A 20,978-nucleotide genomic window follows, 5' to 3' on the forward strand; every position below is an offset into this window, starting at 1 on the left:
TTAGGGATATCGACCATGCAATGGATGTTCATGCTGATAGGGCTGGTGCTCGGCTGGATACTCGACGAGTCATTCAGTGATGCACTGTTGGGCGCATTACTCGGATTGGGTATCGGCCAGGCCCTTCGCCTGACTCGCATGGACTCGCAGGCCGTCGAGCAGCAGCGCTTGCTGGAACAGGCGCAGGTAGCGCTGCACGCGGTCGAGCAACGGCTGGCGCTGCTCGAAGCATCGGGCGTCAAGGCGCCGGAAACCCGCGAACCACTGGTCTCACCTGAAACCATCCTCGATGAAGCACCTGCAGCGGCCCCGGATTTGCTCTGGGAGCTGCCGCCCGAACTCGAACCGATAGCCGTCGCGGCCACCGAAACCAACCGTTCGCAGCCTGCCGATGCCTGGAAGGCCGAGACGATCGCTCGCCAGGCACAACCACCTGCCCCCCCGCGTGGTCCGAACCTCATCGACCGCGCCATCAGTCGCGCCCGGGCCTGGTTGTTCGGCGGCAATACCGTGTTGCGGGTCGGCGTGGTGCTGCTGTTCCTCGGTCTGGCCTTCCTGCTGCGCTATGCCACCGAAGGCGTGGTGGTGCCGGTTGAATTGCGTTATGCAGGCGTTGCGGCGGCAGCCTTGGGGTTGCTCGGGCTGGGGTGGTGGTTGCGAGGGCGCAACAGCAGTTATGCGTTGATCCTGCAAGGCGCCGGGATCGCCGTGTTGTATCTGACAGTGTTTGCCGCGATGCGCCTGCATCCACTGCTCGATCCCTCGGCGGGGTTCGGCCTGCTGGTGGCGGTGACTGTCTGTTCGGCGATTCTCGCCATCACCCAGGACTCCCTGGGGCTGGCCGCCGCAGCCGCACTGGGCGGGTTCGCCGCGCCGCTACTGGCCTCCACCGGCGCCGGCAACCACGTCGCGCTGTTCAGCTACTTCGCCCTGCTCAACGCCGGCATCTTCGTCATTGCCTGGTTCAAGGCCTGGCGGCTGTTGAATGTCATCGGGTTCACCGGCACCTTCGGCATCGGTTTCGCCTGGGGCCTGCGCTCCTACTCGCCGGAACTACTGTGGAGCACCGAGCCGTTTCTGATTTTGTTTTTCCTGATGTACCTGGCCATTGGTCTGCTGTTCGCCCGGCGCAGGCTGCTGGAAATGAGCGATGCACCGGCAGAGGGCAGTCGCGAATCGCTGTTGCAGTGGTCGGCGCGCAAGGGCAACTACGTCGACGGCACTCTGTTGTTCGGCCCGCCGCTGGCGGGTTTCGGTTTGCAGTTCGCACTGGTACAGCATCTGGAGTTCGCGGCGGCGTTCAGTGCCTTGGCGCTGGGCATTATTTATATGGGGCTTGCCCGTTGGCTGATGGCCGGGCGCACTCTGTTGCTGGGGGAAACCTGTCTGGCTTTGGGCGTGATCTTCACCAGCCTGGCGATTCCGCTGGGGCTTGATGCACGCTGGACGACAGCGGCGTGGGCGGTGGAGGGCGCGGGGATCTTCTGGCTCGGCCTGCGCCAGCAAAGGCCCTTGGGTCGGGCGTTTGCCTTGCTCCTGCAACTGGGTTCGGCGCTGGCGTTTCTCAGCGAGCTGCACGACAGCGAGGGCAGCCTGCTCGGCGGCGAGCCGCTAGGCGCGTTGTTACTGGGCATCGCGTTGCTGTTCAGCTTCCACCAGTTGCGTAAAGCCTTGCCGGAACAGATCAGGCCTTGGGAACTGAAAGGCCTGCCAGTCCTGGCATGCCTCGGGCTGGCGTTTCTCTATTTGCTGGCGCCGTTGTTTTTCTTCAGCCACGGCACGGTGATCAGTTGGGCCCTGGCCGGGGCGCTGACGTTGTTGGTTGGCGTGCGCCTGCCATCGCGCACCTTCGTGTTCACCGCGCTCGCTGTGCAATTGTTGGGTGGCGCGCTGTTCCTGGCGACGGGGCCGCTGTTCAGTGAAGGGCTGAATCCCTTGGCTCATGCCGGATTCTGGGCGCCGCTGGTGTTGGGGCTGGCGGCGATGGTCGGGGCCTGGCGTTTGCAGATTGGTCATTCGCTTGGAACATTCGAAGGGCTGAGCCTGTTGCGATTGTCCCAAGCGTTGCTGGTGTGGGGCGCAGGTTGGTGGGTGTTGGCCTGGATCATCGAAGTGCTGCATTTTGCGCCGTTGCCGGTGCGGGCGACTTTGTTGTTGAGCATCGCTGCCGTGAGTGTGGCGCTGTGGACGGTGTTGGCGCTGCGCCTGAAATGGCCGTCACTGGGTGTGCTCTGCACGGCGTTGATTCCCGCGGCGGCACTGGTGCTGCTCGCGGCCTGGCACTCGCGTTATCACCCGGCGGCCAACGTCGGCTGGCTGGCGTGGGCCGCGGTGTTCGTCGTGCATTTCATGTCCCTGCGGCGCCTGGCGCTCATGCTGGCGGCGCGCGTGACGAGCGTGGCCCATGTGCTCGGCTGTTGGCTATTGATGGGTGTATTGGCTCTGGAGCTGCGTTACGGCTTGCTGGTGTTGTCCGAGCAATACAACGCCTGGCGCTGGTTGGGTTGGGCGATTCTGCCCAGTCTGTATCTGGTGCTGATGGCGGCACCTCGCGCGTGGCCTTGGCCAGTGTCGGCGTATCCACGCGAATACCGCGTATACGCCGCCGCGCCGCTGGCGTTGTTGATGCTCGGCTGGTTCTGGCTGGCGAATGTCGCCAGTGACGGCAACGCCGAGCCACTGCCCTACGTGCCATTGATCAACCCGCTGGAGCTGGGCTTGCTGTTCGCGTTGTTCGGCGTCTATGCCTGGTCCCGCAGCGCCATGACACAACTGGCAGTCCGCGAGGATTACGCCGCCATCGCCACGCAAGGGGTCGCGGGTGCCTCGCTGTTCGTGTTCTTTACGGCATTGGTGATGCGTACGGCGCACCATTGGAGCGGGGTGCCGTTCGAGCTGGACCTGTTGCTGGCGTCGATGCAGGTGCAAGCCGGGTTGTCCATCGTCTGGACCTTGATGGCCCTGAGCCTGATGATCGGCGGCCATTTGCGTCGTCGCCGGGAAGTCTGGTTGATCGGCGCCGCCTTGATCGGCGTGGTCGTGACCAAACTGTTCTTTGTTGAATTGAGTAACCGCGGCGGGCTGGCGCGGATCGTGTCGTTTATCGGTGTCGGCGTGTTGCTGCTGGTGGTGGGTTATTTCGCCCCACTGCCGCCCAAGCGTGCCGAAGCTGTGCCGGATATCGAGAAACCGGTCCCGGAATCCGAAGGAGTGTCGTCTTGAGTCAGAAGCTGAACCTGGGTTGGTTGGGCGCGGTTGCCATGGGCGTGGTGTTGTCGGCGGTTGCCCAGGAAAAACCGGCGGACTTCACTACCCAAGTGCCCCTGTCGGTGACGGGCGAAGGCCCCTGGTATCGCATTGAACTGCCCCTGAGCGTACAACTGAATGCACGGCAGGCCGACCTGAGCGACGTGCGTGTGTTCAACGCGGTGGGCGATGTTCAGGCTTACGCCTTGGCTCGGGAATCGGCGCGCAGCAATGAAACGCGGACCTTGAACGAGGTGAAATGGTTTGCGCTGTACAGCTCGGTGGACGCCACTGAAACCGCGCCGAGCGTGCGGGTGCAATCGAGCACCAACGGCACATTGGTCGAGGTGCAGCCCTCCAGTCAGTTGGAGGCGGGTGAGGAGGAGTTGCGCGGCTGGTTGCTCGACGCTTCGGCGATCAAGGCGCCGTTGCAGCAGTTGATTCTCGACTGGACCAGCGAGCGCGACGGCTTCCAGCGTTTCACCGTCGAAGCCAGCGATGATTTGCAGCATTGGCAGTCCTGGGGTGAAGGGCAGGTGGCGCGCCTGACCTTTTCCGACGAGCGGGTCGAGCAGCATGAAGTCAACCTGCCGGGCCAGCCGGCGCGCTACCTGCGGTTGCTGTGGATCACCCCGCATTCGGCGCCGACACTGACGTCGGCGCAACTGCAGAGCGCCAATATCCGCAGCCTGCCGCTGCCGTTGGTCTGGTCCCAGGCATTGGCCGGCAGCAGCGTGAAGGCGGGTGAATACACCTGGCAGTTGCCGATGGGGCTGAATGTCGAGCGGGTGCAGGTCGAGTTGAGCCAGCCCAACAGCCTGGCGCCAGTGAGCCTGGCCGGGCGGCGTGACAGCAGCCTGCCATGGCAGTCGTTGGGCAACGGTTTGCTCTATCGCCTGACCCAGAACGGTCAGGACGTGGTGCAAAACGAATTGCAGCTGTCAGGACAAATCGTGCAGCAATTGAAACTGACCGTGGACGAACGCGGCGGCGGCCTGGGTGATCAGGTACCGACGTTGAAGTTTGCCGTGCGTGCCACGCAACTGGTGTTCCTGGCGCGCGGGCCTGGGCCTTACACGCTGGCCGTGGGGAGTTCGACGGCGAAGGCGGCGAACTTGTCGCTGTCGACGCTGATTCCGGATTACAGCCCGACGAAGCTCGCGACCCTGGGCCGGGCCATGGTGGATGTCGGGGCGGTGGTCTCGAATGCATCGACAGAGAAAACGCTGGCGACGACGGACACTCAGTGGAAGAGGTTCGGCTTGTGGGCGGTGTTGTTGCTCAGTGTCTTGTTCCTGGCGGCGATGGCGTTCAGTTTGTTGCGCAAGCCCTCTGTCAAATCCTGACAGTGGGTGCTGCGCCCCCAATCGCGAGCAGGCTCGCTCCCACAGTTGGAATGCGTACCCCTGTGGGAGCGAGCCTGCTCGCGAAAGCGTTAGTTCATTCAACAAAAATACCGGATTTGCCTCTTTCCCCGAGCTCACATCCAGCCCATTTCCAACTACGCTCATCCCCGCGCATGAACTCTCTTCGGCCGATCACGTCTGATAGGAGGAAATGCGCCCCGACTCGCGTTAAACTGCGCGGGTTTTTAGCCCCCCATTCCTCCGGAGCCTTCCATGTCCCGCGTTACCTTGAGTCGCTATTTGATTGAGCAGACCCGCAGCAACAACACTCCTGCCGATCTGCGCTTCCTGATCGAAGTGGTGGCGCGTGCCTGCAAGGAGATCAACCACGCCGTGTCCAAAGGCGCCCTCGGTGGCGTTCTGGGCAGCATGGGCACTGAAAACGTCCAGGGCGAAGTGCAGAAGAAGCTCGACGTGATCTCCAACGAGATCCTGCTCGAAGCCAACGAATGGGGCGGTCACCTGGCCGGCATGGCGTCCGAAGAAATGGACAATGCCTACCAGATCCCGGGCAAATACCCGAAAGGCGCGTACCTGCTGGTATTCGACCCGCTGGACGGTTCGTCGAACATCGACATCAACGCCCCGGTCGGTACCATCTTCTCGGTACTGCGTTGCCCGAACGAATACCTGAGCCAGAACGAGCCCTTGAATGAAAAGGCCTTCCTGCAGCCAGGTACCCAGCAAGTGGCCGCCGGTTACGCGATCTACGGTCCGCAGACCATGCTGATCCTGACCCTGGGCGACGGCGTGAAAGGCTTCACCCTGGACCGTGAAATGGGCAGCTTCGTGTTGACCCACGAAAACATCACCATTCCTGAAGCCACCCAGGAATTTGCCATCAACGCGTCCAACCAGCGTCACTGGGAAGCACCGGTACAGCGCTACGTCGGCGAATTGCTGGCAGGCGATGAAGGCCCGCTGAAAAAGAACTACAACATGCGTTGGGTTGCCGCGATGGTCGCGGACGTGCATCGCATCCTGACCCGTGGTGGCCTGTTCATGTACCCACGCGACAGCCGCGAGCCGTCGAAGCCGGGCAAACTGCGCCTGATGTACGAAGCCAACCCGATGTCGTTCCTGGTGGAACAGGCGGGCGGCGCGTCCACCAACGGCCACCAGCGCATCCTCGACATCCAGCCGGAAGGCCTGCACCAGCGTGTTGCGGTGTTCCTCGGCTCGAAAGAAGAAGTTGCCCGTGTCACGGCTTACCACAAGGAATAAACCATGACCGCGCCCTGGCAGCCGTTGCTTGATTGGTGGTTCGGAAGTTCCGGATCAGCGAGGGAAGTGGCGGCGCAGAAGGGCAGGTTGTGGTTTGGCAAGCGCGACAGCCAGGACCTCGAAGCGCGTGAGCGTTTCGGGGACTTGGCCGAGCAGGCACTGGCCGGCGGATTGACCGAGTGGATGCAACGTCCCGAAGGTTGGCTGGCCCTGGTGCTGTTGCTCGATCAAATCCCGCGAATGATCTTTCGCGATACTCCCAAAGCCTTTGCAGGCGATCTGCGGGCGCAAAAGCTGGTGGCCCAAGGCATTGCCGCGGATTTCGATCGGCAGTTGCAGCCGATTCAGCGGGTGTTCATCTACCTGGTGTTCGAGCACAGCGAAAACCTCGCGGTGCAGAACGAAGGCGTCTCGCGTTATATCGGATTGGTGGCGCAGCAGCCTGAAGGTGATCAAGCGCTGTTTGCTGATTACCTGGATTACGCCGAGCGGCATCAGAGGGTGATTGCGCAGTTTGGGCGCTTTCCGCATCGCAATGCGGTGTTGGGAAGGGAATCGACGGCTGAGGAACTCGAGTTTCTGTCGACGCCGGGCTCTCGGTTTTAGTTTTGCGGTGTTGCTGATGCTGCTATCGCCAGCAGGCTGGCTCCCACATTGATCTATGTTGCACTGGAGATCTACTGTGGGAGCTAGCCTGCTGGCGATTGTGCCGGTAGCAGCGCCTCAGATCCTGAAGCTACCCACCAACTGCTTCAACCGCGCCGCCTGTTGCTCTAGATCGGCACACGCACGCAAGGTCGACTGCAGGTTCTCCACGCCTTCCTGGTTCAGCGTGTTGATCTCGGTGATGTCGACGTTGATCGACTCCACCACGGCCGTCTGCTCTTCCGTGGCGGTGGCGACCGACTGGTTCATGCCATCGATCTCTCCGATGCGCTGGGTCACGCTGCCCAGGCGTTCCCCCGCCTGATTGGCGATGCCGACGCTGCTTTCGCTCTGGCGCTGGCTGTCGGTCATGATGCCCACCGCTGCCCGGGCGCCGACTTGCAGCTCTTCGATCATCGTCTGCACTTGCTGCGCCGAGTCCTGGGTGCGGTGAGCGAGGTTGCGCACTTCGTCGGCAACCACCGCGAAACCACGACCGGCCTCACCGGCGCGCGCCGCTTCAATGGCGGCGTTAAGCGCCAACAGGTTGGTCTGCTGGGAGATGCTGGTAATCACTTCCAGGATCTGCCCGATGTTGACCGTGTTGTTGTTGAGGCTTTCGATGTTGCCGCACGAATCGCTGATCTTGGCCGACAGTTGCTGCATCGCCGCGATGGTTTTATCCACCACCTGTTGGCCGTCTTCGGCCAGGCTGCGGGCATCGCTGGAATGTTGCGAGGCGAGGGCGGCGTTCTGGGCGATTTCCTGGGCGGCGGCACCGAGCTGGTTGATCGCCGCGGCCACGCTGCTGGTGCGCGAGGCTTGCTGGTCTGAGTTGAACATCGACGAGTTCGAGGCGGCGACTACCCGCAGTGCCACCTCGTTGACCTGGCCGGTGGCCGAGGAGACTTCGATGATCGAGGTGTGAATGCGCTCGACGAAGCGGTTGAACGACAGCCCCAGCGCGCCGAATTCGTCGTGGCCGTGAATGGTCAGGCGTTTGGTCAGGTCACCTTCGCCTTCGGCGATGTCGTGCATGGCGCGGCCCATGGTCAGCAGCGGCTGCATCAGCAGCCTGATCAGCATGCCCAGCAGCACAATGATGATCACCACGGCAATCACCATGGCGATGATCGCCGAGGTGCGGAATTCACTGAGCATCGAGAACGCCGTTTCCTGGTCGAGCACCAGCGCCACGTACCAGTCCGCCGATGGCACGCCGTTGACGTGGGTGAAGGAGATGAACTGGCGCTTGCCGTCGATCTCGACTTCTTTCATGCCCGGGCTGACTTTCGGCGCACCGTTGGGGTAGGCCTCGTTCAGGTTCTTGAGGACCAGCTTGCTGTCCGGGTGAATCAGGATCTTGCCGTCGGCACCGACGATGAACGCATGGCCGTGACCGCCGAAGTTCAGCGAATTGATGATCGCGCTGACGCTGGACAGATCGATGTCGGCACCGGCGACGCCGATCATCTGGCCCTGATGCTGCACGGGAGTGGCGACGGTGATCACCAGCTTGCCGGAGGAGGCGGCAATGTACGGCTCGGTGACGATGGTCTGTTGTGCGCTATTGGCCGCCTTGTACCAGCCACGGGCGCGCGGGTCGTAGTCCGCCGCGCGGTTGCCCGCCGGGACCGAGAACATCACGCCGTCGGCGCCACCGAAGTAACTCAGCTGGAAGTTGCCGGTGTAGGCGGGCAGGTCGATGATCCGTTTCAGGCCAGCGGTAGCATTGCCGTCGGCGTTGATCTGTTGGGCCATCGACTGCAGCAATTGCATGCGGCTTTCCAGCCAGGTCTGGATGTTGCTGGTGGTCAGGCTGCCGAGTTCCTGCATCGAGGCTTCGGTACTGGTGCGCAAGGTTTCGCGTTGGCGATAGTCGTTGAACAGGATGAAACAAGCGAATGCGACGGCCACTACGAGGGCGGCAGCCAGCAATATCTTGTGGCTGAACTTCATGTTTCTGGTCATGGATGAGCTACCGCAGAGGGGCTGTTCTACAAAATGGGAGGGCAAATGCCACCGACGTGGCTTTGCGTTGCATTTATGTCGACTGAACAGCGCCAAAGATTAGGCGCAATCTCTGAAAAACGACGAAATGCCCGGTAAACAGGCAAAGTGGCTGATTTTCGGCAAAAGGTAGACGAGTGGCCCGATAAATAGCCTGCCGGGCAGGGAACCTGACAGGGGTTTTCTCTTCTAAGCTTCAGCTTGGCAGCCATGCCAATCCCCCTACGCCCCCGGAGTTTCACCATGTCGTTGCGTTCCATCGCCCTGCTTTCGTTCTGCGTATTGCTCGCTGCCTGCAGCAAGGTCAATCAGGAAAACTACTCGAAGCTCTCCGCCGGCATGGCCAAGGCCGATGTGGAGACCCTGTTGGGCAAACCCGCCGATTGTTCAGGCGCGCTCGGCATGTCCAGCTGCACCTGGGGCGACAAGAACAGCTTTATCAGCGTGCAGTTCGCCGGTGACAAAGTGCTGATGTTTTCCGGCCAAGGCCTGAAGTAAACCGGGGCGATCGCCCACGGGAGAAAAATAATGAAGCGGTTATTGATCATCCTTTTTGCCGGCCTGGTGTTGGCCGGCTGTGCCACGTCTGGCCAGGACCCATTGGCCCCCAAGACTGTCAATAGCGTCAACCTCAAGCGCTACCAGGGCACTTGGTACGAGCTGGCTCGTATGCCGATGTACTTCCAGCGCGACTGCGCGCAATCCGAAGCTCATTACACGCTCAAGCCTGACGGCAATGTCGCGGTGTTGAACCGCTGCCTGACGGCGCAGTGGCAATGGGAAGAGGTCAAGGGCACGGCTTATCCACAGGTGCCCGGCAAGGGTGACAAACTGTGGATCGAGTTCGATACCTGGTTCTCCAGGCTGATCCCGGGTACGGCGAAGGGTGAATACTGGGTGCTGTATGTCAGCGATGACTACAAGACCGCCATTGTCGGTGATCCGAGCCGGAAGTATTTATGGCTGTTGTCGCGCACACCAACCGTGAACGGTGTCGTGCGTGAGGAACTGCTGAGCAAGGCACGTCAGCAGGGTTATGACACCACGCGGCTGATCTGGCGGGCGTCGGAACAGCAGATGGCCGAGACGTCCAACTAACAACGCATGACCCTGTAGGAGCGAGCCTGCTCGCGATGGAGTGTCAGACACAGCGATGTCGACTGATACACCATCGCGAGCAGGCTCGCTCCTACAGGGTTTTTGCGTTAGTTCAGAAGATCGCGCAGGACCTGAGTGAAGGCGCGGCTGCTTTCTTCCTCGTCAGCATGCCGCCCGTCACGCACCACCCACTGGCCATTGACCAACACATCCCGCACCTGACGATCGCCACCGGCAAACAACCAGCGGTTGAGAATCCCGTCGCCGCTGGCCGTTGCCAGGTACGGGTCGTTGCCATCGAGCACCAACCAGTCAGCGCGCTTGCCGACTGCCAGGGTGCCAATCGGCTGGCCCAATGCCTGGGCGCCGCCATCCAGCGCGGCATCAAACAGTGTGCGGCCGACCATCGGCTGATCCGCGCCATACAAACGATTACGCCGCTGGTCACGCAGACGCTGGCCGTATTCCAGCCAACGCAATTCTTCCACCACGCTCAACGACACATGGCTGTCGGAACCGATACCCATGCGACCGCCCTGGGCGAGGAAATCCACCGCCGGGAAAATCCCGTCGCCCAGGTTGGCTTCGGTGGTCAGGCACAGGCCGGCAATGGCGCGACTCTTGGCCATCGACGTGACTTCTTCCGGGTTGGCATGAGTCGCGTGGACCAGGCACCAGCGCTGATCGACGTCGACGTTTTCGTACAGCCATTGCAGCGGACGACGACCGCTCCAGGTCAGGCAGTCGTCGACTTCTTTCTGTTGCTCGGCGATATGGATGTGCACCGGGCATTGCTTGTCGCTGGCCGCCAGCACTTCGCTGATCTGTTGCGGCGTGACCGCGCGCAGCGAGTGAAAACACAGGCCCAGGGCTTGCGCCGGTTGCTGCGCCAGCACCAGTTGCAGGCGCGATTGCAGCTTGAGGTAGTTTTCGGTGCTGTTGATAAAACGACGCTGACCGTCGTTCGGCGCTTGGCCGCCGAAACCGGAGTGACTGTAGAGCACCGGCAGCAGGGTCAGGCCGATACCGGCGGAACCTGCGGCCTGGCTGATACGCAGGGCCAGTTCGGCCGGGTCCGCGTAAGGCTGGCCATTGGTGTCATGGTGTACGTAATGAAATTCCGCCACCGATGTGTAACCGGCCTTGAGCATTTCGATGTACAGCTGACGAGCGATGACGCCGAGTTGTTCCGGGCTGATTTTTCCGACGAGGCGATACATCAGGTCGCGCCAGGTCCAGAAACTGTCGTTCGGATTGCCCGCCACTTCCGCCAGCCCGGCCATGGCCCGCTGGAAGGCGTGGGAGTGCAGGTTCGGCATGCCAGGCAGCAGCGGACCGCTTAACCGTTCGGCGCCATCTGCGTTGGAATCGGCCTGGATATGGGTCAAAACGCCGTCGGCGTTGACCTCAAGACGTACATTGTTGGCCCATCCACTAGGCAGCAGCGCGCGTTCGGCAAAGAAGGCGGACATGGTTCAGCACCCCATCGTGTGTTATTTGTATATACATATACAGACGTTTGCCTGCCCGGTAAACTCCGGCAAGCTAGCAACCCTATCCAAACGACCAAGGATTAACCGTGCCGACTCCGCCTCCAGTCTCTCCGTTGGCCGCGAACATGGGCGACAGTCCGGCGCCCCTGTACGCCCGCGTCAAACAAATGATCACCCAGCAAATCGACAGTGGAAACTGGCCGCCGCACTACCGCGTTCCGTCGGAAAGCGAGCTGGTCAGCCAGTTGGGCTTCAGCCGCATGACCATCAACCGCGCCCTGCGCGAGATGACCGCCGATGGCCTGTTGGTGCGCATGCAAGGCGTCGGTACGTTCGTCGCCGAGCCGAAAAGCCAGTCAGCCCTGTTTGAAGTGCACAACATCGCCGACGAAATCGCCTCTCGCGGTCATCGCCACACCTGCAAGGTCATCACCCTTGAAGAAGAGGCCGCCGGCTCAGAGCGCGCCCTGGCCCTGGACATGCGCGAAGGGCAGAAGGTGTTCCATTCGCTGATCGTGCATTTCGAAAACGATATTCCGGTGCAAATCGAAGACCGTTTCGTCAACGCGCTGGTGGCACCGGACTACCTCAAACAGGACTTCACCCTGCAAACGCCATACGCCTATCTGAACCAGGTCGCGCCGCTGACCGAAGGCGAGCACGTGGTCGAGGCGATCCTGGCCGAGGCGTCCGAATGCAAATTGCTGCAGATTGAAAAAGGCGAACCGTGCCTGCTGATCCGTCGCCGCACCTGGTCCGGTCGTCAGCCGGTGACCGCCGCCCGCTTGATCCACCCCGGTTCCCGTCATCGTCTGGAAGGTCGGTTCCATAAATGAGCAGTCTGAAAGTTCTACGCGCCAAAGATTACCCGCGCATGCCCTGGAAAAACGGTGGCGGCAGCACCGAAGAGATCACCCGTGACGCCGGCACCGGCCTGGATGGCTTTGGCTGGCGCCTGTCGATTGCCGACATAGGCGAGTCGGGCGGGTTTTCCACCTTCGCCGGTTACGAGCGGGTGATCACCGTGTTGCAGGGCGACGGCATGTCGCTGTCGGTTGACGGCCAGGTTACGCGGCCACTGTTACCGCTGGACCCGTTTGCCTTCAGCGGTGAAAGCAAGGTTTCCTGCACATTGCTCGGCGGTCCGATTCGCGATTTCAACCTGATTTACGCGCCGCAGCGTTACGCTGCGCGGTTGCAGTGGTTGAGCGGCGAGCAGCGGTTCTTCAGCTCGGCGGATACGGTGCTGGTATTCAGTATTAGTGAAGCGCTGGAAGTGAAGGTCGGTGACAACGCTTCGCAACTGGGTCGGCATGATTGCCTGCAACTGGACGGTAACACCGGGCTGCTGGAAGTCTCCAGCAATGGCGCCTGCTGCGTGATCGAACTGACAACGCGCTGATCTCCTGTAGGAGCGAGCTTGCTCGCGATGGTCGTGAACGAAAACGCGTAAAACCAGATGCCCTGCGGCGCCCATGTGTTTTTCGCGAGCAAGCTCGCTCCTACAGGGTTGGGTTTGCTCGCGATGTCGTTTCCCTTCCAAATTACGTTTCCCACAGCGCACCACGTTGTTACCGAACGCCCCAGCGTGGCGCAAAACCACGCTCAAGTAACAAAATCTCCTCGCCACAAAAATCCCCCTCAAAAAATTTCATCTTCGCCACAACCCTTGTTTCAGGCGCTCTCCAGCCATTTCCGAATTTTTCTTGAATGCTCATCCAACAAGTTGGCCGCTTGATTGCATATGCTTGTATGTACAAGTAAAGACGTATGCGTATGAGTCACGAAGACTCAACCATCGTCCACTGATTCGCCGGTGTGCACTGATGCCCATTGGCTTGCTCGCCCACTGCCTGGGTTGGTTTGGATTGATTGCTGAGGAGTCTTTTTCGTGACTGACATTAAACGTACCAAGTTTCGTGACGTTGAAATCCGTGCCGCACGCGGTAACAAGCTGACCGCCAAGAGCTGGCTGACCGAAGCGCCGCTGCGCATGCTGATGAACAACCTCGACCCGGAAGTCGCCGAGAACCCTAAAGAGCTGGTGGTTTACGGTGGTATCGGTCGCGCTGCACGTAACTGGGAATGCTACGACAAGATCGTCGAAAGCCTGACCAACCTGAACGACGACGAGACCCTGCTGGTGCAGTCCGGCAAGCCGGTCGGCGTGTTCAAGACCCACAGCAATGCCCCGCGCGTACTGATCGCCAACTCCAACCTGGTTCCACATTGGGCGAGCTGGGAGCACTTCAACGAACTGGACGCCAAAGGCCTGGCCATGTACGGCCAGATGACCGCCGGCAGCTGGATCTACATCGGCAGCCAGGGCATCGTCCAAGGCACCTACGAAACCTTCGTCGAAGCCGGTCGCCAACACTACAACGATGACCTCAAGGGCAAGTGGGTACTGACCGCTGGCCTTGGCGGCATGGGTGGCGCCCAGCCTCTGGCTGCAACCCTGGCCGGCGCTTGCTCGCTGAACATCGAATGCCAGCAGATCAGCATCGATTTCCGTCTGAAAAGCCGCTACGTCGATGAGCAGGCTACCGACCTCGACGACGCTCTGGCCCGCATCGCCAAGTACACCAAAGAAGGCAAGGCGATTTCCATCGCACTGCTGGGCAACGCCGCTGAAATCCTGCCGGAACTGGTCAAGCGTGGCGTACGCCCGGACATGGTTACCGACCAGACCAGCGCCCACGACCCGCTCAACGGCTACCTGCCGGCCGGCTGGACCTGGGACGAATACCGCGCTCGCGCCAAGACCGAGCCAGCCGCTGTGGTAAAGGCCGCCAAGCAATCGATGGCCGTGCACGTCAAAGCGATGCTCGAGTTCCAGAAAATGGGCGTACCGACCTTCGACTACGGCAACAATATCCGTCAGATGGCGCAGGAAGAAGGCGTGGAAAACGCATTCGACTTCCCGGGTTTCGTACCGGCCTACATCCGTCCGCTGTTCTGCCGTGGCATCGGCCCGTTCCGTTGGGCTGCACTGTCGGGCAACGCTGAAGACATCTACAAGACCGACGCCAAGGTCAAGGAACTGATCCCGGACGACGCCCACCTGCACAACTGGTTGGACATGGCCCGTGAGCGCATCAGCTTCCAGGGTCTACCGGCACGTATCTGCTGGGTTGGCCTGGGCCTGCGCGCCAAGCTGGGCCTGGCGTTCAACGAAATGGTACGCAGCGGCGAGTTGTCCGCGCCCATCGTGATCGGCCGCGACCACCTGGACTCCGGTTCGGTATCGAGCCCGAACCGCGAAACCGAATCGATGCAGGACGGTTCCGACGCCGTTTCCGACTGGCCACTGCTCAACGCCTTGCTCAACACCGCGAGCGGCGCGACCTGGGTTTCCCTGCACCACGGCGGCGGCGTCGGCATGGGCTTCTCCCAGCACTCGGGCATGGTGATTGTCTGCGACGGTACTGACGAAGCGGCCGAGCGTATCGCTCGCGTGCTGCACAACGACCCGGCCACTGGCGTTATGCGTCACGCCGATGCCGGTTACCAGATCGCCATCGACTGCGCCAAGGAACAAGGGCTGAACCTGCCGATGATTACCGGCAAGTAACACCTGATCTGTGGGAGCTGCTTTTATGTGAGAGCGAGTTCGCTCGCTCTCACTGGCCACGCAGCGGCATTACGCAATACCAGACCGTTTGATCCTGCCGTTTCGAGCAGGACGCTGTCACCGAACAAAAGCTGAATGTCAGTCGCGCTGCGGCGCAGGCCTGATTGGACGTGGACAGGGCTGGATGCCTCTTGACTGCCGTAAGCCAATTCATGATTAGGAGCGTCACAACAATGAAATCGAACAAGACCCTGCTGACCACATTGCTTTCCATGGGCCTGCTGGCCAGCGCTGGCGCCACTCAGGCGGCGGGTTGGTGCGAGTCGGGTAAACCGGTGAAATTCGCCGGTTTGAACTGGGAAAGCGCCATGCTGCTGACCGACGTGATGCAAGTCGTGTTGGAGAAAGGCTACGACTGCAAGACTGACAGCCTGCCGGGCAACTCCATCACCATGGAAAACGCCCTGGGCAGCAACGATATTCAAGTGTTTGCCGAAGAATGGGTCGGCCGCAGCGAAGTCTGGAACAAGGCCGAGAAGGCCGGCAAGGTCGTCGGTGTCGGCGCGCCGGTGGTTGGCGCGATCGAAGGCTGGTACGTGCCGCGCTACGTGATCGAAGGCGACGCCAAGCGCAAGCTGGAAGCCAAGGCCCCGGACCTGAAAAACATTGCTGACCTGGGCAAATACTCGGCAGTGTTCAAGGACGCCGAAGAGCCGTCCAAGGGCCGTTTCTACAACTGCCCGGCCGGCTGGACCTGTGAGCTGGACAACAGCGAAATGCTGAAAAGCTACGGCCTGGAAAGCACCTACACCAACTTCCGCCCAGGCACCGGCCCGGCACTGGATGCCGCCGTGCTGTCGAGCTACAAGCGTGGCGAGCCGATCCTGTTCTACTACTGGTCGCCAACCCCGCTGATGGGCCAGATCGACGTGGTCAAACTCGAAGAGAAACCAGGCGTGAACAAGACCGTAACCATCAAGGTCGGCCTGTCCAAGACCTTCCACGACGAAGCACCGGAACTGGTGGCCGTGCTGGAAAAGGTCAACGTGCCAATCGACCTGCTGAACCAGAACCTTGGGCGCATGACCAAAGAGCGGATCGAGTCGCCAAAACTGGCCAAGATCTTCCTGAAGGAACATCCTGAAGTCTGGCACGCATGGGTGAGCGAAGACGCAGCCAAGAAAATCGACGCGGCCTTGTAGGTTGGGCTTTTCCGGCTGTCGGCAACGGCAGTCGGATGCTTGATCGCAACCCCTTGATTGAGAGTCTCTTATGTTTCCCGAAAGCTTTACCTTTTCCATCGCCGACTGGGTCAACGGTTGGGTCGATTCGCTGGTCACCAACTACGGCGACGTTTTTCGCAGCATCTCCGACACCCTGTTGTGGGCCATCGTCAATCTCGAAAGCCTGCTGCGCGCGGCACCCTGGTGGCTGATGCTGGCGATCGTGGCCGGTGTGGCCTGGCACGCGACCCGCAAGGTCGTGACCACTGGCGTCATCGTCGGTCTGCTGTTCCTGGTGGGTGCGGTCGGCCTCTGGGACAAGCTGATGCAGACCCTGGCGCTGATGATGGTGGCGACGATCATTTCGGTGTTGATCGGCATTCCGCTGGGCATTCTCTCGGCGCGCAGCAATCGCCTGCGTTCGATATTGATGCCGTTGCTGGACATCATGCAGACCATGCCGAGCTTCGTGTACCTGATCCCGGTGCTGATGCTGTTTGGCCTGGGCAAGGTCCCGGCGATTTTCGCCACGGTGATCTACGCCGCGCCGCCACTGATCCGCTTGACCGATCTGGGCATTCGCCAGGTTGACGGCGAAGTGATGGAAGCGATCAACGCCTTCGGTGCCAACCGCTGGCAGCAACTGTTCGGCGTGCAACTGCCTCTGGCCCTGCCGAGCATCATGGCCGGGATCAACCAGACCACCATGATGGCCCTGTCGATGGTGGTGATTGCCTCGATGATCGGTGCCCGTGGCCTGGGTGAAGACGTGCTGGTGGGGATTCAGACCCTCAACGTCGGACGTGGCCTTGAAGCCGGTCTGGCGATCGTGATTCTGGCCGTGGTGATCGACCGCATTACACAAGCGTACGGTCGCGCACGGCATGAGGTGAGCAAATGAACAACGCAACCGTGAGCAAGATCGAAGTCAAGAACGTCTTCAAGATTTTCGGCAACCGTTCCAAGGATGCGCTGGCCATGATCGGCCAGGGCAAGACCAAGGATCAGGTGCTGGCCGAGACCGGCTGCGTGGTCGGCGTGAACGACCTGTCCCTGAGCATCGGCAGCGGCGAGATCTTCGTGATCATGGGCCTGTCGGGTTCCGGCAAGTCGACCCTGGTCCGCCACTTCAACCGCCTGATCGACCCGACCAGCGGCGCGATCCTGGTGGATGGCGTGGACATCCTGCAATACGACATGGAAGCCCTGCGCGAATTTCGTCGGCGCAAGATCAGCATGGTGTTCCAGAGCTTCGGCCTGTTGCCGCACAAGAGCGTGCTGGACAACGTCGCCTACGGCCTGAAAATCCGTGGCGAAACCAAAGCCATGTGCGCCGAGCGTGCGCTGCACTGGATCAACACCGTGGGCCTCAAGGGCTACGAAAACAAATACCCGCACCAGCTCTCCGGCGGCATGCGTCAACGTGTGGGCCTGGCCCGCGCCCTGGCGGCGGACACCGACATCATCCTGATGGACGAGGCCTTCAGCGCCCTCGACCCGCTGATCCGCGCCGAAATGCAGGACCAGTTGCTGGAACTGCAAAAGACCCTGCACAAGACCATCGTTTTCATCACCCACGACCTCGACGAAGCCGTGCGCATCGGCAACCGCATTGCGATCCTCAAGGATGGCCGCCTGATCCAGGTCGGCACGCCGAAAGAGATCCTGCATTCGCCGGCGGATGAATATGTCGACCGCTTTGTGCAGCGTCGGGCGGCGGTGGTTTGAGAGATTTGCAGTGAGTGAGCTGGCCCCTTCGCGAGCAGGCTCGCTCCCACAGGGAAATGCATTCCAATGTGGGAGCGAGCCTGCTCGCGAAGGCGGCGGTGAAGCTGCATCAATATTTGGATGAGGTTGAAGATGTCCCAGGCTGAAAAAATCGTTATCACCGAAGCGCAGGTCACTTGGCAGGACGTGGTCGCCGTGGCCCGCGATGGCGCACAGCTTGAGCTGTCGGCACCGATCTGGGCGCGCATCGAAAACGCGCAGGCCATCGTCCAGCGCATCGTCACCAGCGGCGAACGTGCCTACGGCATCAACACCGGCCTGGGTGCGCTGTGCAACGTCTCGCTGCAGGACGAACAACTCAGCCAGCTGTCACGCAACACCTTGCTCAGCCACGCCTGTGGCGTTGGCGCGCCACTGACCAACGAGCAGACCCGCTCGATCATGTGCGCCGCCGTCGTCAACTACAGCCATGGCAAATCCGGCCTGCACCGTCAGGTCGTTGAAGCCCTGCTGGCGCTGCTCAACCGTGGCATCACCCCGCAAGTGCCGTCCCAGGGTTCCGTGGGCTACCTGACCCACATGGCACACATCGGCATCGCGCTGCTGGGTGTCGGCAATGTCAGCTATCGCGGCCAGATCGTTTCTGCGCAGCAAGCGTTGGCCGAAGAAGGCCTGCAACCGGTCAGGCTCGGGGCCAAGGACGGTTTGTGCCTGGTCAACGGTACGCCGTGCATGACCGGCCTGAGCTGCCTGGCGATTGCCGATGCCGCGCGCCTGCTGGAGTGGGCCGACGTGATCGGTGCCATGAGCTTCGAAGCCCAGCGCGGGCAGATCGACGCGTTCGATGCCGAGATCATCGCGCTCAAGCCGCACCCTGGCATGCAGCAGGTCGGGATCAACCTGCGGGCCTTGCTCGACGGCAGCGAAGTGATCGCCAAGAGCAAAGGCATTCGTACGCAAGACGCCCTGAGCATCCGCTCGATTCCGCAGGTGCACGGCGCCGCTCGCGACCAATTGGTACACGCGACCAGGCAAATCGAAACCGAACTCAACGGCGCCACCGACAACCCTCTGCTGCTGGGTACTGCGGACAATTACCGCGTGGTTTCCCAGGCCAACCCACATGGTCAATCCGTGGCGCTGGCGGCGGACCTGCTGGCGATTGCCATGGCGGAAATCGGCTCCATCGCCGAGCGTCGCCTGGACCGCTTGATCAATCCGCACGTGAGCGGCCTGCCGGCCTTCCTGGTGGCCAAGCCGGGTGTTAACTCCGGGATGATGATCGTGCAATACGTGGCCGCTTCGCTGTGCGCGGAGAATCGTCAACTGGCGCAACCGGCGGTGCTGGATAACTACGTGACGTCGGGTTTGCAGGAAGACCACCTGAGCCTGGGCACCAACGCCGCGCTGAAGCTGCACCGCGCGCTGGAAAACTGCACGCAGATCCTCGCCATCGAGTACCTGTTGGCGGCCCAGGCGTTCGAGTTCCTCAAAGAACAACGCTTCGGCGCGGGCACCGATACTGCCTGGCGTCTGCTGCGCGAGCATGTTGCCCCCTACGACCAGGATCGCTGGTTGGCACCGGACATTGCCGCCGCTGCTGCGGTATTGAAAGACCCGATTTTGCTGCACAACGCTTTTCCAGAACTGAACTGACTTCCACAACACCAGCGTGCCAAGGCGCGGCTCCCCAAAAGGCAGACGCGACGGACAACGGACATCTCCGGAGCGTCTGGTGAGTTAACAACAACTCTCAAAAGGAGCACAAAATGACTGCGCTAAACCTGATTCCCGGCCAACTGAGCCTCGCCCAACTGCGTGACGTCTATCAGCAGCCGGTGAAACTGACCCTCGACCACAGCGCCTCGGCCCAGATCGAAGCCAGCGTTGCCTGCGTGGAACAGATCCTCGCCGAGAACCGCACCGCCTACGGCATCAACACCGGTTTCGGCCTGCTGGCCTCGACCCGCATCGCCAGCGAAGACCTGGAAAACCTGCAGCGCTCGCTGGTGCTGTCCCACGCTGCCGGTGTCGGCCAGCCGATCAGCGATGAGCTGGTGCGGCTGATCATGGTGCTCAAGGTCAACAGCCTGAGCCGTGGTTTCTCCGGTATCCGTCGTGTGGTGATCGATGCGCTGATCGCCCTGATCAACGCCGAGGTCTACCCGCACATTCCATTGAAAGGCTCGGTGGGTGCTTCCGGTGACCTGGCGCCTCTGGCCCACATGTCGCTGGTGCTGCTGGGCGAAGGCAAGGCGCGCTACAAAGGCGAGTGGATGGAAGCCACCGAAGCGCTGAAAGTTGCGGGTCTGACCCCGCTGACCCTGGCTGCGAAAGAAGGCCTGGCGCTGCTCAACGGCACTCAGGTGTCCACTGCTTTTGCCCTGCGTGGCCTGTTCGAAGGCGAAGACCTGTTCGCCGGTGCCTTGGCACTGGGCGGCCTGACCGTTGAAGCGGTCCTGGGCTCGCGCTCGCCGTTCGACGCACGCATCCACGCTGCCCGTGGCCAGAAAGGCCAGATCGACGCCGCCGCCGCTTACCGCGACCTGCTGGGCGAGCGCAGCGAAGTCTCCGACTCCCACGAAAACTGCGAGAAGGTCCAGGACCCGTACTCCCTGCGCTGCCAGCCACAAGTCATGGGCGCCTGCCTGACTCAGTTCCGTCAGGCGGCCGAAGTGCTGGCGATCGAAGCCAACGCCGTTTCCGACAACCCGTTGGTGTTCGCCGCTGAAGGCGACGTGATCTCCGGTGGCAACTTCCACGCCGAGCCGGTGGCCATGGCCGCTGACAACATGGCGCTGGCCATCGCTGAAATCGGTTCCCTGAGCGAGCGCCGTATCTCGCTGATGATGGACAAGCACATGTCGCAACTGCCGCCGTTCCTGGTGGCCAACGGTGGCGTGAACTCCGGCTTCATGATCGCCCAGGTGACCGCGGCGGCACTGGCCAGCGAGAACAAGGCCCTGTCCCATCCGCATTCGGTGGACAGCCTGCCGACTTCCGCCAACCAGGAAGACCACGTATCGATGGCGCCGGCGGCTGGCAAGCGTCTGTGGGAAATGGCCGAGAACACCCGTGGGATTCTCGCCGTGGAATGGCTGGCGGCCGTTCAGGGCCTGGACCTGCGCAATGGCTTGAAGACCTCGCCGAAACTGGAAAAGGCCCGTGCCATCTTGCGTGCTGACGTGCCGTTCTACGAGAAAGACCGCTTCTTCGCGCCGGACATCAATGCGGCGTCTGAATTGTTGGCCTCGCGTTGCCTGAACGAGCTGGTGACGGCGAAGTTGTTGCCTAGCCTGTAATGACCCCTTCGCGAGCAAGCCCGCTCCCA

The 20,978-nt window shown here is 61.4% G+C and carries 16 protein-coding genes and 1 pseudogene; 14 read left to right on the forward strand and 3 right to left on the reverse strand.

What is annotated here, in order from left to right; all coding sequences use genetic code 11:
- Positions 1 to 15 precede the first annotated feature (15 nt).
- From AC3ITA_RS01610 to AC3ITA_RS01625, 4 genes are all read left to right on the forward strand, one after another.
- On the forward strand, positions 16 to 3,222 hold the full coding sequence (locus AC3ITA_RS01610; RefSeq protein ID WP_489279230.1) for a DUF2339 domain-containing protein: 3,207 nt from the start codon (positions 16 to 18) through the stop codon (positions 3,220 to 3,222).
- Positions 3,219 to 4,592: a DUF3999 domain-containing protein gene (locus AC3ITA_RS01615; RefSeq protein ID WP_489279232.1), complete on the forward strand. Its 1,374-nt coding sequence runs from the start codon at positions 3,219 to 3,221 to the stop codon at positions 4,590 to 4,592. Before AC3ITA_RS01610 ends, AC3ITA_RS01615 begins: the two co-directional genes overlap by 4 nt.
- A 273-nt stretch (positions 4,593 to 4,865) precedes the next feature.
- On the forward strand, positions 4,866 to 5,876 hold the full coding sequence (locus tag AC3ITA_RS01620; RefSeq protein ID WP_095942319.1) for a class 1 fructose-bisphosphatase: 1,011 nt from the start codon (positions 4,866 to 4,868) through the stop codon (positions 5,874 to 5,876).
- Between the two features lie 3 nt (positions 5,877 to 5,879).
- Complete coding sequence (locus tag AC3ITA_RS01625) at positions 5,880 to 6,482, forward strand: DUF924 family protein (RefSeq protein WP_150672320.1); 603 nt, start codon at positions 5,880 to 5,882, stop codon at positions 6,480 to 6,482.
- Positions 6,483 to 6,599: 117 nt separating this feature from the next.
- Here the strand turns inward: AC3ITA_RS01625 and AC3ITA_RS01630 are convergent, their stop codons facing one another.
- Together AC3ITA_RS01630 and AC3ITA_RS01635 are read right to left on the reverse strand one after the other, a co-directional pair.
- On the reverse strand, positions 6,600 to 7,364 hold the full coding sequence (locus AC3ITA_RS01630) for a methyl-accepting chemotaxis protein (RefSeq protein ID WP_489280737.1): 765 nt from the start codon (positions 7,362 to 7,364) through the stop codon (positions 6,600 to 6,602).
- Positions 7,365 to 7,457: 93 nt separating this feature from the next.
- A pseudogene (locus AC3ITA_RS01635) lies at positions 7,458 to 8,492 on the reverse strand (HAMP domain-containing protein); the annotation flags it as partial.
- Between the two features lie 282 nt (positions 8,493 to 8,774).
- On the opposite strand from AC3ITA_RS01635, the gene AC3ITA_RS01640 reads away from it, so the two are divergent.
- Positions 8,775 to 9,029 carry a hypothetical protein gene (locus AC3ITA_RS01640; RefSeq protein WP_007975531.1) on the forward strand — a complete coding sequence of 85 codons (255 nt, stop codon included), beginning with the start codon at positions 8,775 to 8,777 and terminating at the stop codon, positions 9,027 to 9,029.
- A 30-nt stretch (positions 9,030 to 9,059) separates the two neighbouring features.
- Complete coding sequence (locus AC3ITA_RS01645; protein ID WP_414927859.1) at positions 9,060 to 9,629, forward strand: lipocalin family protein; 570 nt, start codon at positions 9,060 to 9,062, stop codon at positions 9,627 to 9,629.
- 107 nt (positions 9,630 to 9,736) lie between these two features.
- Here the strand turns inward: AC3ITA_RS01645 and AC3ITA_RS01650 are convergent, their stop codons facing one another.
- The gene (locus tag AC3ITA_RS01650; RefSeq protein ID WP_489279235.1) at positions 9,737 to 11,101 is read right to left on the reverse strand and encodes a formimidoylglutamate deiminase; all 1,365 of its coding nucleotides are present in this window, start codon (positions 11,099 to 11,101) and stop codon (positions 9,737 to 9,739) included.
- 146 nt (positions 11,102 to 11,247) lie between these two features.
- On the opposite strand from AC3ITA_RS01650, the gene hutC reads away from it, so the two are divergent.
- The 8 genes from hutC (at position 11,248) to hutH (AC3ITA_RS01690) (ending at position 20,949) form a co-directional block, all read left to right on the forward strand.
- Positions 11,248 to 11,958 (forward strand): histidine utilization transcriptional repressor HutC, encoded by a 711-nt coding sequence (hutC, locus tag AC3ITA_RS01655; protein WP_172435301.1) that lies wholly within the window; start codon positions 11,248 to 11,250, stop codon positions 11,956 to 11,958.
- Positions 11,955 to 12,524, forward strand: coding sequence for a HutD/Ves family protein (locus AC3ITA_RS01660; RefSeq protein WP_095942324.1), 570 nt, complete (start codon positions 11,955 to 11,957; stop codon positions 12,522 to 12,524). Before hutC ends, AC3ITA_RS01660 begins: the two co-directional genes overlap by 4 nt.
- A 489-nt stretch (positions 12,525 to 13,013) precedes the next feature.
- A complete protein-coding gene (hutU, locus tag AC3ITA_RS01665; RefSeq protein WP_095942325.1) occupies positions 13,014 to 14,696 on the forward strand; it encodes a urocanate hydratase in 1,683 nt (560 codons plus the stop codon).
- A gap of 233 nt (positions 14,697 to 14,929) precedes the next feature.
- Entirely contained in the window at positions 14,930 to 15,898 is a 969-nt protein-coding gene (locus AC3ITA_RS01670) for an ABC transporter substrate-binding protein (protein ID WP_150672323.1), read from the forward strand.
- Between the two features lie 70 nt (positions 15,899 to 15,968).
- Positions 15,969 to 16,820, forward strand: a complete 852-nt coding sequence (locus tag AC3ITA_RS01675; protein ID WP_095942327.1) for an ABC transporter permease — start codon at positions 15,969 to 15,971, stop codon at positions 16,818 to 16,820.
- Entirely contained in the window at positions 16,817 to 17,647 is an 831-nt protein-coding gene (locus AC3ITA_RS01680; protein ID WP_095942328.1) for a quaternary amine ABC transporter ATP-binding protein, read from the forward strand. Before AC3ITA_RS01675 ends, AC3ITA_RS01680 begins: the two co-directional genes overlap by 4 nt.
- A gap of 132 nt (positions 17,648 to 17,779) precedes the next feature.
- Complete coding sequence (gene hutH, locus AC3ITA_RS01685; protein WP_489279237.1) at positions 17,780 to 19,303, forward strand: histidine ammonia-lyase; 1,524 nt, start codon at positions 17,780 to 17,782, stop codon at positions 19,301 to 19,303.
- Between the two features lie 113 nt (positions 19,304 to 19,416).
- Positions 19,417 to 20,949 carry a histidine ammonia-lyase gene (gene hutH / locus AC3ITA_RS01690; RefSeq protein ID WP_409078526.1) on the forward strand — a complete coding sequence of 511 codons (1,533 nt, stop codon included), beginning with the start codon at positions 19,417 to 19,419 and terminating at the stop codon, positions 20,947 to 20,949.
- Positions 20,950 to 20,978 lie beyond the last annotated feature (29 nt).

The sequence above is a fragment of the Pseudomonas sp. GL_090 genome (assembly GCF_057837765.1).

Bases quoted from the DNA above. Each gene is read 5' to 3' on its own strand.
- AC3ITA_RS01670 (WP_150672323.1), top strand. From the start codon at position 14,930: ATGAAATCGAACAAGACCCTGCTGACCACATTGCTTTCCATGGGCCTG.
- AC3ITA_RS01675 (WP_095942327.1), top strand. From the start codon at position 15,969: ATGTTTCCCGAAAGCTTTACCTTTTCCATCGCCGACTGGGTCAACGGT.
- AC3ITA_RS01625 (WP_150672320.1), top strand. From the start codon at position 5,880: ATGACCGCGCCCTGGCAGCCGTTGCTTGATTGGTGGTTCGGAAGTTCC.
- AC3ITA_RS01620 (WP_095942319.1), top strand. From the start codon at position 4,866: ATGTCCCGCGTTACCTTGAGTCGCTATTTGATTGAGCAGACCCGCAGC.
- AC3ITA_RS01610 (WP_489279230.1), top strand. From the start codon at position 16: ATGCAATGGATGTTCATGCTGATAGGGCTGGTGCTCGGCTGGATACTC.
- AC3ITA_RS01640 (WP_007975531.1), top strand. From the start codon at position 8,775: ATGTCGTTGCGTTCCATCGCCCTGCTTTCGTTCTGCGTATTGCTCGCT.
- hutH (WP_409078526.1), top strand. From the start codon at position 19,417: ATGACTGCGCTAAACCTGATTCCCGGCCAACTGAGCCTCGCCCAACTG.
- hutH (WP_489279237.1), top strand. From the start codon at position 17,780: ATGTCCCAGGCTGAAAAAATCGTTATCACCGAAGCGCAGGTCACTTGG.
- hutC (WP_172435301.1), top strand. From the start codon at position 11,248: ATGGGCGACAGTCCGGCGCCCCTGTACGCCCGCGTCAAACAAATGATC.
- AC3ITA_RS01650 (WP_489279235.1), bottom strand. From the start codon at position 11,101: ATGTCCGCCTTCTTTGCCGAACGCGCGCTGCTGCCTAGTGGATGGGCC.
- AC3ITA_RS01660 (WP_095942324.1), top strand. From the start codon at position 11,955: ATGAGCAGTCTGAAAGTTCTACGCGCCAAAGATTACCCGCGCATGCCC.
- AC3ITA_RS01680 (WP_095942328.1), top strand. From the start codon at position 16,817: ATGAACAACGCAACCGTGAGCAAGATCGAAGTCAAGAACGTCTTCAAG.
- AC3ITA_RS01645 (WP_414927859.1), top strand. From the start codon at position 9,060: ATGAAGCGGTTATTGATCATCCTTTTTGCCGGCCTGGTGTTGGCCGGC.
- AC3ITA_RS01630 (WP_489280737.1), bottom strand. From the start codon at position 7,364: ATGTTCAACTCAGACCAGCAAGCCTCGCGCACCAGCAGCGTGGCCGCG.